This is a genomic window from Novosphingobium sp. BL-S-32 (assembly GCF_056857055.1).
Genome location: NZ_CM166477.1, coordinates 229854 through 240000, shown reverse-complemented (window position 1 = coordinate 240000; position 10147 = coordinate 229854). Strand labels below are relative to the sequence as shown.

Annotated in this window: 9 protein-coding genes (1 of these 9 running past the window's edge); 4 read left to right on the top strand and 5 right to left on the bottom strand. The window is 60.0% G+C overall.

Features of this window, described 5'->3' with window-relative positions:
- A protein-coding gene (locus tag AC1VVK_RS18000; protein ID WP_482906170.1) for a tyrosine-type recombinase/integrase crosses the window boundary here: on the top strand, positions 1-1064 show its 3' portion. It extends 229 nt beyond the left edge of the window; only the last 1064 of its 1293 coding nucleotides appear in the window; the start codon falls outside the window, past its left edge; its stop codon occupies positions 1062-1064.
- Positions 1065-1319: 255 nt separating this feature from the next.
- Here the strand turns inward: AC1VVK_RS18000 and AC1VVK_RS17995 are convergent, their stop codons facing one another.
- The 5 genes from AC1VVK_RS17995 to AC1VVK_RS17975 all read right to left on the bottom strand — a co-directional run bounded on the left by AC1VVK_RS17995 (position 1320) and on the right by AC1VVK_RS17975 (position 6492).
- A complete protein-coding gene (locus tag AC1VVK_RS17995; RefSeq protein ID WP_482906169.1) occupies positions 1320-1691 on the bottom strand; it encodes a hypothetical protein in 372 nt (123 codons plus the stop codon).
- A 106-nt stretch (positions 1692-1797) separates the two neighbouring features.
- Entirely contained in the window at positions 1798-2538 is a 741-nt protein-coding gene (gene istB / locus AC1VVK_RS17990) for an IS21-like element helper ATPase IstB (RefSeq protein WP_482906168.1), read from the bottom strand.
- Positions 2539-2548: 10 nt separating this feature from the next.
- Complete coding sequence (istA, locus tag AC1VVK_RS17985) at positions 2549-4075, bottom strand: IS21 family transposase (protein ID WP_482906781.1); 1527 nt, start codon at positions 4073-4075, stop codon at positions 2549-2551.
- 141 nt (positions 4076-4216) lie between these two features.
- A complete protein-coding gene (locus AC1VVK_RS17980; protein ID WP_482906167.1) occupies positions 4217-4906 on the bottom strand; it encodes a hypothetical protein in 690 nt (229 codons plus the stop codon).
- Positions 4907-5094: 188 nt separating this feature from the next.
- Positions 5095-6492, bottom strand: coding sequence for a helix-turn-helix domain-containing protein (locus tag AC1VVK_RS17975; protein WP_482906166.1), 1398 nt, complete (start codon positions 6490-6492; stop codon positions 5095-5097).
- 111 nt (positions 6493-6603) lie between these two features.
- On the opposite strand from AC1VVK_RS17975, the gene AC1VVK_RS17970 reads away from it, so the two are divergent.
- The 3 genes from AC1VVK_RS17970 (at position 6604) to mce (ending at position 10089) form a co-directional block, all read left to right on the top strand.
- The gene (locus AC1VVK_RS17970) at positions 6604-8130 is read left to right on the top strand and encodes an acyl-CoA carboxylase subunit beta (protein WP_132385597.1); all 1527 of its coding nucleotides are present in this window, start codon (positions 6604-6606) and stop codon (positions 8128-8130) included.
- Between the two features lie 102 nt (positions 8131-8232).
- Positions 8233-9414 (top strand): beta-ketothiolase BktB, encoded by a 1182-nt coding sequence (gene bktB, locus AC1VVK_RS17965; RefSeq protein ID WP_482906165.1) that lies wholly within the window; start codon positions 8233-8235, stop codon positions 9412-9414.
- Positions 9415-9651: 237 nt separating this feature from the next.
- Positions 9652-10089, top strand: a complete 438-nt coding sequence (gene mce / locus AC1VVK_RS17960) for a methylmalonyl-CoA epimerase (protein WP_482906164.1) — start codon at positions 9652-9654, stop codon at positions 10087-10089.
- Positions 10090-10147 lie beyond the last annotated feature (58 nt).

The following is a 10147-nucleotide window of genomic DNA, read 5'->3' as shown; positions in this document are numbered from 1 at the left end:
TGGGCAAAGACCCCGCCAAGGTCCAGCAGGCCAAAGACGAGGCGGAGGCTCGTACCTTTGAGATCGTCGCGCGTCAGTGGCACGCTCGCCGCGTGGATAGTCTCAATCCCGCCCATGCGAAGCGTCTCCTGGCGCGATTGGAACGCGACGCGTTTCCGGCGATCGGGTCCACTCCCATTGCCGGCGTGAAGGCGCCCGAGATACTGGCGGCGATCAAGGCCGTCGAGGCGCGCGGCGCATTGGACGTGAGCAGGCGCGTACTCCAGTCGATTGGCCAGATCTTCCATTATGCGATTGCCGAAGGGTTTGTTGAGCACGATCCCTCCGCGCATCTGACAGGTGCGCTCAAGGCGCGTCCCAAAGTGCAGCACATGGCGCGGCTCCCACTGCAGCAACTTCCCGAACTCGTGCACGCCATTCAAAACTATGACGGGGAAGAGGATCCCCGGCGCCGCGAGATTACGCGAGAGGCGATGCTGTTCACGCTGCTGACCTGGTGCCGGACCAGCGAGACACGCTTTGCGGCCTGGCACGAGTTCGAGAACCTCGACGGCGCGAACCCGCTCTGGCGCATCTCCGGCGAGCGCATGAAGATGCAGCGCGAGCATATCGTCCCGCTCTCGCGTCAGGTCGTGTTGCTCCTCCGGCGCCGCCTGCGCGCGACCAACGGCGAAGGGCTGGTGTTTCCGGGAACCAAACCGAGTAGTCCCATCTCGCAAAACACCATGATCTACGCCTGCTACCGGATGGGCTATCGCGGCCGGCAGACGGTGCACGGCTTTCGCGGCATGGCCTCGACCTGGGCCAACGAGAAGGAGATCTACAATTCCGACTGGATCGAGATGGCGCTCGCGCATTCGGAAGACGACGACATTCGCGGTGCCTACAACAGTGCGCTCTATCTGACGCCGCGTCGCCGCATGCTCCAGGACTGGGCGGATACCATAGGGCGCAGTGGAGATGCGGCGATCGAGAAGCGGGCGTCTGCTTATGACAAGGTCGAAACGGACGCCGCTGCAGAACCAGAGGAAGGAAACGTCATCCGATTTCCTTCAAAGCTATAAACACCTTTAGAGTAGAGACTGTCCATCACAGCAACGGGCTCCATCTCGATCGCTTAAACTTCGCCACCGATCCCCGGAAGCCGCCATCACATTGGTGCAGAGTGCAATGACTGCGTCGGTGGTCGATCCGGCACCTTGAAATGGGATTCGATTGTGTCCAGCCGCAGATTCTTGCGCATCGTCTTGCGTGAGAGCCCGGGCCATGATCTCACTGGGCGAACCCATGCAGCTTCGATGGCGTTGTGTTTTGCGGACTCAGTCCTTCTTTACGAAAGGCGCAATAGCAGTCAGGAGTTTCCCGAGGGTCTCGGCCGAGCGTTCGAGTTCTGCTTTTTGCTCAGTATTGGGGGCGCTATTTCGATCAATCTCTGCGAGACCACAAACAAGCTTCGAGTACGAAGTCTGATCCGGTAGTTCAGATCCGATAACCACGGCAGCGATCCTGGCTTCTGCCGAAGTCAGTTCATTATGATAGTATTTGATCTCGGTAAGGCTGTATTTGTAGAGTCCGAGGAAGAAAAATGCAAAAATCTCAATCGAAAGGACGAGCGAGATGCGTGGTGCAAAACTGTATAAAAACTGAGATATCGTGACGTTGGCGTAGTTAGCCGTGCGGATTCCGACCATCGCGCGCAGGCATTCCGATTTGATGCCGCGCAGCGTTCCGATCTGATCGCGCGCAGTTGAAGCGCCTGATCGTTGGTCGTGGATGTCACCTATGTTGGCGCCTTGGTCAAGCTGCGGCGGTGGCGGCAGGTCGACGCATGGATTCCCCTTCGAGTTCGAGCCGGTGTGCGTTGTGGACGAGGCGGTCCAGGATGGCATCGGCGTAGGTCGGATCGTTTATGGTCTGATGCCAGCGGGCCACGGGAAGCTGGCTGGTGACCAGCGTGGAGCGCTGACCGTAGCGGTCTTCGAGGATTTCGAGCAGATGGTGCCGGGCGTTGCCGTCGAGCGGCTGAAGACCCCAGTCATCCAGGATCAGTAGCTCCACCCTGGCAAGGCTTTTCATGCGAGCAGCGATACGGCCGTCACCCTTGGCCAGGGTGAGTTCGTCGATCAGCCGCGGCAACCGGGTGTAGAGAACCGAACGGTTATCGCGGCAAGCCTTGTGGCCGATCGCACAGGCCAACCAACTTTTCCCGATGCCGGTCGGGCCGATAATGGCCAAGTTCTCGTGCCTGGAGATCCATTCTCCGGCGAGCAGCGTTTCGAAGAGCCGGCGGTCAAGGCTGCGCCGCGTTCGATAATCAACATCCTCGGGCACGGCGCGGTGCCGCAGCTTGGCATGTCGCAGGCGCAGAGCGAGGCGTCTGTCATTTCGGTAGGTGGCCTCATGGTCGAGCAGCAGCGCCAGCCATTCTGCGTGGCTGAGACTGGCTGCGTCATCGTTGCTTTCCATTTCGGCGAAGGCCTTGGCCATGCCGGCGAGGCCGAGTTGGCCCAGAAGGTCCAGAGTGGGATGCTTCAGCATTCTTGCTCCTTCAGTTGTAGTAGCTTGAGCCGCGGATGTTGGAGTGGATGATCGGCTCTTGCTCGGGGGATTGGGGAACGGGCACCTGATCGAGCCCCTTCTCGAGGATCGATTTGACCGACGGGTAATTGCGCGCCTGGATCTCCAGCGCGCGCAGCGCCGCGGCCTCAAGCCGCTGGGCACCGAAGCGCCTCTCGAGCCCGATAATGCCCAGGCAGGACCGGTAGCCCTGTTCCGGATGGGGCTTTGCCTCGATGACCTTCTCCACCAGCAAGGACAGCATTGGCCCGATCCGGCTTGCCTCTTCGCGGATCTTCGCCGGCGTCCATTCGCCGTAGCGGCGATGGCTGGAGGGCATGTGCTCGGGGACGGTGGTGTGCCGGCCATTCCCGCTGCCGCGCATGTGCACGGCGATACGCTCTCCGCCTGCGAAGATTTCGACCGTGCTGGCAGTGAAGCGGGCTTCGACCTCGCGGCGCGCGAAGCGGTGCGGGACGGAGTAATGATGCCGCTCGATCGCGATATGATAATCGAGCCCAACGCGGCAGCGTCGCCATTCGGCGTGAACCCACGGCTCTGCCGGCAGCGGCTTGAGGTTTGGAACATCGACTTCGTCGAACAGCTGGCGGCGCGTCTTGCCGAACTGGCGCAGCACGCGCCGATCATTGAGATCGGCAAGGCATTCGGCGATCGCTGCGTTGACCTCGGCGAGGCTGTAGAAGATCCGGTTGCGCAAGCGGCCAAGCAACCAGCGCTCGACGATACCGACGCAGGCTTCGACCTTGGCCTTGTCCCGCGGTTTGCGCGGCCGCGCCGGCAGGATCGCCGTACCGTAATGCCGGGCCATATCGGTATAGCTGCGGTTCACCTGAGGATCGAAGTGACAGGCCTTGATCACCGCCACTTTGGCGTTGTCGGGCACCAGCAACTGGGGAACGCCGCGGAAGAAGGCGAAGGCGGCATTGTTGCCCGCGATCCAGTCGGGAAACTGCTCGGTCCATGTCGCCAGCGCAAACGACAGGCTCGAGCCGCCCATCACGGCGACGAAGATGTGGGCACCGCGGACTTCTCCGGTCCTGCGGTCCACCACGACCGGCACTGTGTCGCCAGCGTAGTCGAGGAACAGCTTCTCGCCGCCGGCATGGTTCTGGCGCATGACCAGCGGCAGGCGGCCTTCCCAGCGGCGGAACAGATCGCAAAATCTCGAGTATCGATACCCGTCCGGATGCTCGGCCTGGTACTCCTCCCACAGCACCTGCAGTGTCACGTGCTTGCGCTTCAGTTCGCGCGCTACCACCGGCCAGTCCGGCTCCGGGAGCTTACGCCGCCCGGGTTTGACGCCGGGTACGCCGTAGAGCCGTTCCTCCAGATCCGCATCGCCAATCTCGGGTGGCAATGGCCAGGATAACCCGGATTGATCAAACCGCCTGAGCGTGTCGCGTACCGTGGTCGCCCCCATCCGGACATGCTCTGCTACAGCTCGCGTCGATAGCCTGGCATCCAGGCTCAGCCTCAGTATCTCGCGCACATGGCGCATCATTACCCTCCTCGTCGGCATCCAATCCTCCTGGCTGCTCAGCCAGGGAAATGGTCCCAACGATCAGGCTTCACGTCATCCCAAACTGCGCGCGATCATCTCGGAATGCTGCGCGGATAATTCTCGGAACGCTGCGCGCGATCACCTCGGAATCCTGCGCGCCATCAATTCGGAATGGTGCGCGCGATAACCCCGGAATCCGCAGTTAGCCGTAAATACAAACACGCCTAGGGTCGTAATTCCAATAATGGTGGCCACAATGCCAATCGAGAGGTTGAGATTGCCTCTAAATTCAAGCGCCTCGATCTCTCTGCGCATTCTGTTGACCGATTGTTCCATTAAATCGGTGTATCGCTTGGCGCGATCATCGGCCAGAACGCGCTGGCTTATCCGGGCCAACAGTTCGGTATGTGCCAGATCATCGATCTGATTCTCAATCGCCTCTCGAACCTTATCCTTGTCGACCTTGCGAAGATCGTTGCCGAGACGTGCAGCGAGACGTTGAAAAGAAATAATTTTCTTTGTGTCGCCGCCAAACGGCAGGATGCTATCCGGGAAAGCCGAAGATCGTCTTCTTGTTTTGTTCAGATAAGTCAGCGTGGCCATAAACAGCGTGGCGGATGCGGCGGCGAACAGTGCAAGTAATTTGGCATCATGGGTTTGGGTAAAATTTTCAAAATCCGATTTGTTCAGGCTGGACGTGGAACCAATCAGTGCAATCAAAGCCGCGGATAGACCCATCGTTGCGGGTACTACCGACATCACTAGGTGTTTCAGTTCTTTGAGATAGTGTTTCTTCAAGAGCTTCAGTTCGACCTTACCCGCAGACACCTTCTATCCCCCTATGATTAAGGGGGGGTAACGCAAAGAATGGACGGAATGTTCAAGGCGATATCGAAGGCGCAATTCGACCGAGCGACGTCGCCCTAACGTTAATAATTTGAGAGATTAAGTGCAAAACGAGGTCGAGTTCGCATGGTAGATTGTGATGTGAACGGTCTAATCGATCTATTTATCTATTAATCGATTGAGTATGGGACTACTTCCCGCCGAAAGCTATCGATGGAGATGTCTTTTCCGTTAGGAGGAAATGCTCTCTGGTCGCAATTATGCCGGCTACAAGTTCGGCATGAAGCTCCGATAGGTGTGGCGGGGTGGCTCAGGTTTATTTCGTCCGCGTAAACGAACTCTGCAGCGAAGTCGACTTCACACCCTAATGCAACGGCGTAGCGACGAGGGCGCTCCGCGTAGCTGCCGGTCGGCTTCACAAGACCTTTCGCCATGGAAACGTAGCGGACGCCATCTGGCATCTCCGCGAGCTGAATATGAATTCTATCAGGCACCGCGGCAGCCTCATGGACTACCCAAAGGGGGCAAGCGCCGCCGAAACGCGCAAATCGAAGGCGCGTAGCCGAGTGCCGTTTTGTGATGTTGCCGGCCAGGTCGACGCGGCAGAAATAAACTGGCGTGCCGCGTGCGTTTGGGCGCTGGAGTGTGGAAAGCCGGTGACAAACTTGCTCGAAGGTCACATTGAAAAGGTGTCGGAGCCTATCAACGTCATGCCGCATGTCGCGCGCCATCGAACGAAATTGCTCGTATGGCATCAGGATCGAACCCGCCATGTAATTGGTTAGGCCAATAGATAGAAGATTCCGAGCGGTTTTGGAGCGGACGTCTGCGTTACTTGAAATCGTCGCGATGTCTTCGTTGAAGTGCGTGCTGCTGATGTGCCAAGCTAGGTGGAACCTAAGACTGTCGTTCGCTTTTGCCGTATTTATCGTGAGTGTACTTTGTTGTTCGTCGAATAATCGAACAGGCCCTTTGTCTGAAAAAATGAGCGAGATATTTTTATCATTGAGCCACGATACCAAGTTTTGGGTTGATGGTGACAGAGTGTCGTTTGCCAATTCTTGAGAGAAAGCCTCTGCTAGGCGATCTAAATCATCGACATAATTGTTGATGTTGTGAAACCAGTCGCGGACCTCCTCCCATGGTAGCCTGCCTCCAGCCAGATTGTCTGCGCCCAGAGCCTCGTCGAGCATCTCGAGGCGCTGGGAATTGTCTCGATTCACGCGTGCAAGCTGGATGAATGACTCTGCAAAGCTTGGGAATTGTTCCACGATCTTGCGAACTTGTGCGGAGGATTGCGGATCCCGTGAGTGCGTGTCCGACATTGCGTCCTCGAAGGCGCGAAGAAGTTCGGCGCTTTGATCGACGGGGACGTCCTGCCACTCCACCGGAAAATTGCTCCGCAGGCGGTCGAAGATTGCGGGGGTCAGCGGGCGATCGTCGCTTTCGAGCTGCGACAGATATGATGCGCTGATGCCAATAGCTTTGGCTAGATCGGCTTGTTTCATCCCGCGAGCAGCACGCAGGCTCCTCAGCGTGGTTCCTGCGAAGGTGCGGCGCAATGTCATTCTGCGTGTGTAGTTTGCAAACCTCTAGTTTGCAAATTTGCAGATTTGCATTGGACAGCGATCCATTGGCCGCGCAGTTAGGCCGGAATCGGGTTTGTATGGATAGTGGATATGTCAGCCAATATCGCCGAAATGGAGAAGCGCCGCGCCGCAGCAAAGCTGGGTGGTGGTGAGAAGCGCATTGCCGCGCAGCACGCCAAGGGCAAGCTGACCGCGCGCGAACGCCTCGATATCCTGCTGGACGAAGACAGCTTTGAAGAGTTCGACCTTTACGTCGAGCATGACTGCACCGATTTCGGCATGGAGAGCCAGAAGATCCCGGGCGACGGCGTCGTCACCGGATCGGGCACCATCAACGGCCGCCTTGTCTATGTGTTCAGTCAAGACTTCACCGTGTTCGGCGGCTCGCTCTCGCACCGTCATGCGCAGAAGATCTGCAAGCTGATGGACAACGCGATGAAGGTCGGCGCGCCGGTAATCGGCCTCAACGATTCCGGCGGCGCGCGCATTCAGGAAGGCGTGGCTTCGCTCGGCGGCTATGCCGAAGTGTTCCAGCGCAACGTGCTCGCTTCGGGCGTGGTGCCGCAGCTTTCGCTGATCATGGGCCCCTGCGCCGGCGGTGCAGTCTATTCGCCGGCGATGACGGACTTCATCTTCATGGTGAAGGACAGCTCCTACATGTTCGTCACCGGGCCGGACGTGGTGAAGACCGTGACCAACGAAGTCGTCACGCAAGAGGAACTGGGCGGTGCGATCACGCACTCCAGCAAGACCTCGGTGTCCGACCTCGCGCTGGAGAACGATATCGAGGCGCTGCTGGCCGCGCGCGATTTCTTCGATTTCCTGCCGCTCAACAACCGCGAGGAAGTGCCCGAGCGTCCTTGCGCCGATCCATGGGACCGTGCCGAGGAAAGCCTCGACACCGTGATCCCGCCGTCGGCCAACCAGCCTTACGACATGCATGAGGTGATCCGGAAGACGCTCGACGAGGGCGACTTCTTCGAGGTTCAGCCGCTGCATGCCGGCAATATCATTGTCGGTTTCGGCCGTATCGAGGGCAAGACCGTGGGCGTCGTCGCCAACCAGCCGATGGTGCTGGCGGGCGTGCTGGACATCAACTCGTCCAAGAAGGCCGCGCGTTTCGTGCGCTTCTGCGATGCCTTCAACATCCCGATCATCACCTTCGTGGACGTTCCGGGCTTCCTGCCGGGCACCGATCAGGAGCACAACGGCATCATCAAGCACGGCGCCAAGCTGCTGTTCGCCTATGCCGAGGCGACCGTGCCGAAGATCACCGTGATCACCCGCAAGGCCTATGGCGGCGCTTACGACGTTATGGCGTCCAAGCACCTGCGCGGCGATCTCAACTATGCCTGGCCGACCGCCGAAATCGCGGTGATGGGCGCCAAGGGCGCGGTGGAGATCATCTTCCGCGGCCTCTCGCCCGAGGGCATTGCCGAGAAGACCAAGGAATACGAAGACCGCTTTGCCAACCCCTTCGTGGCGGCGAGCCGGGGCTATATCGACGAGGTGATCTACCCGCACTCGACCCGCAAGCGCATCGCGCTGGGCCTGCGCAAGCTGCGGACCAAGAGCCTCGAAAATCCCTGGAAGAAGCACGACAACATTCCGCTTTGATAGCGTCACGGATCGCGGCGTATCGCCTTTGGGCGAGCACCGCGATCCACCCCAGCCGCGAAAGACGGCACGCATCGAAAAACCAGATTGGGAAGTCAGGTCATGGAAGACATCTACATCGTCAGTGGCGTACGCACGGCAGTCGGCGATTTCGGCGGCTCGCTGAAGTCGTTCATGCCGTCCGATCTCGGCGGCAAGGTCGTGACCGAGGCTCTGGCCCGCGCGGGCGTTTCGCCTGAGGACGTCGGCCATATCGTCATCGGCCAGGTCATGCCGACCAGCGCCAAGGACGAGATGCTCAGCCGCGTTATCGGCCTTAACGCGGGCGTGCCGTTCGAAGTGCCTTCGATGACGCTGAACCGCCTCTGCGGATCGGGCGTGCAGGCGATCGTTTCGGCTGCGCAGATGATGAAGCTGGGCGAGGCGGGGATTACGGTAGCGGGCGGCGCGGAATCGATGTCGAACGTGCCCTATCACGACCACGGCGTGCGCTGGGGCAAGAAGATGGGCGATAACACGCAGGAAGACGCACTGACCGTCGGCCTGTCGGACGCCATCGGCGGCTACCATATGGGTATCACCGCCGAGAACGTGGCGGAGCGCCACTGCATCTCGCGTGAGGACATGGACACGGTCGCCGCGACCAGCCACCAGCGCGCCGCCAAGGCCATCGCGGAAGGCCGCTTCAAGGAGCAGATCCTTCCCGTCGAAGTGAAGACCCGCAAGGGCGTCACCGTCTTCGATACCGATGAACATGTCCGTGCGGACACCACCGTCGAGACGCTCGGCGCGATGCGTCCGGCGTTCAAGAAGGACGGCACGGTCACGGCCGGCAATGCCTCGGGCATCAACGACGGCGCTGCCGCCGTGGTGCTGGCGACCGGAGCGGAAGTCGAGAAGCGCGGCCTCAAGCCGTTTGCGAAGATCGTCGCCTGGGGGCACGCCGGTGTCGAGCCTGCCTACATGGGCGAAGGCCCGATCAAGGCCGTACCGGTGGCTCTGAAGCGCGCCGGGCTCTCGCTCGACCAGATCGACGTGATCGAGAGCAACGAGGCTTTCGCCGCGCAGGCCGCCGCCGTGACCAAGGTGCTCGGCTTTGACCCGGAGAAGGTGAACCCCAACGGTTCGGGCGTTTCCATCGGCCACCCGGTCGGCGCGACCGGCACGATGCTCGCCATCAAGTGCATGTACGAGCTGAAGCGCACGGGCGGGAAGTACGGCCTTGTCACCATGTGCATCGGCGGCGGGCAGGGCATCGCCCTCGTGCTTGAGAACATGGCCTGAGCCTGTGACGGAGGCGTTGCTCTTCCTTGCTGTCCTGACGGTGTTCTGTTGGCTGACGGTATGGGAAATGCGACGCTTCGGCCGGTTGAGGCTGCAGATTGGACGGAGCGGGGTAGAACATTGGCTGACGGAGAACGAACGGCCGAAGCTGTTTCGAGCGGTGCTGGTCTTGATGTCAGCTCTGCCGGTCCTCGTTGGAAGTATGATGCTAATGTCCCAACTGAAGGTTTTTCCTGAATGAAGCTGGGTCGTCTCAACCACATCGGCGTCGCCACGCCTGACCTCGACGCCTCGATCGCGTTCTATCGCGACGTGATGGGCGCCACCGACATTACCGAGCCGTTCGTGCTGGAAAGCCAGCAAGTGCGCGTTTGCTTCGTGAACACGCCCGGCGAGGATGGCACGGCGGGCACGCAGATCGAACTGCTCCAGCCCACTGCGGCGGATTCGGCCGTGGGCAAGTGGCTGGAGAAGAACCCGCTCGGGGGGCAGCACCACATCTGCTACGAAGTGCCGGACATTCACGCGGCCAAGGCGTGGTTCGAAGGCCTTGGCAAGCGCGTGCTGGGTGAGCCGCGCATCGGCGCGCACGGGACGCTGATCTTCTTCGTCCACCCCAAGGACATGGGCGGTCAGCTCACCGAGATCATGGAAACGCCCAAAGAGGCGCATTGAACATTTTCCCCGCCCGCGTGCGGGAGGGGAGCGAGACTTGGGCCTGCATAGCAGGTCC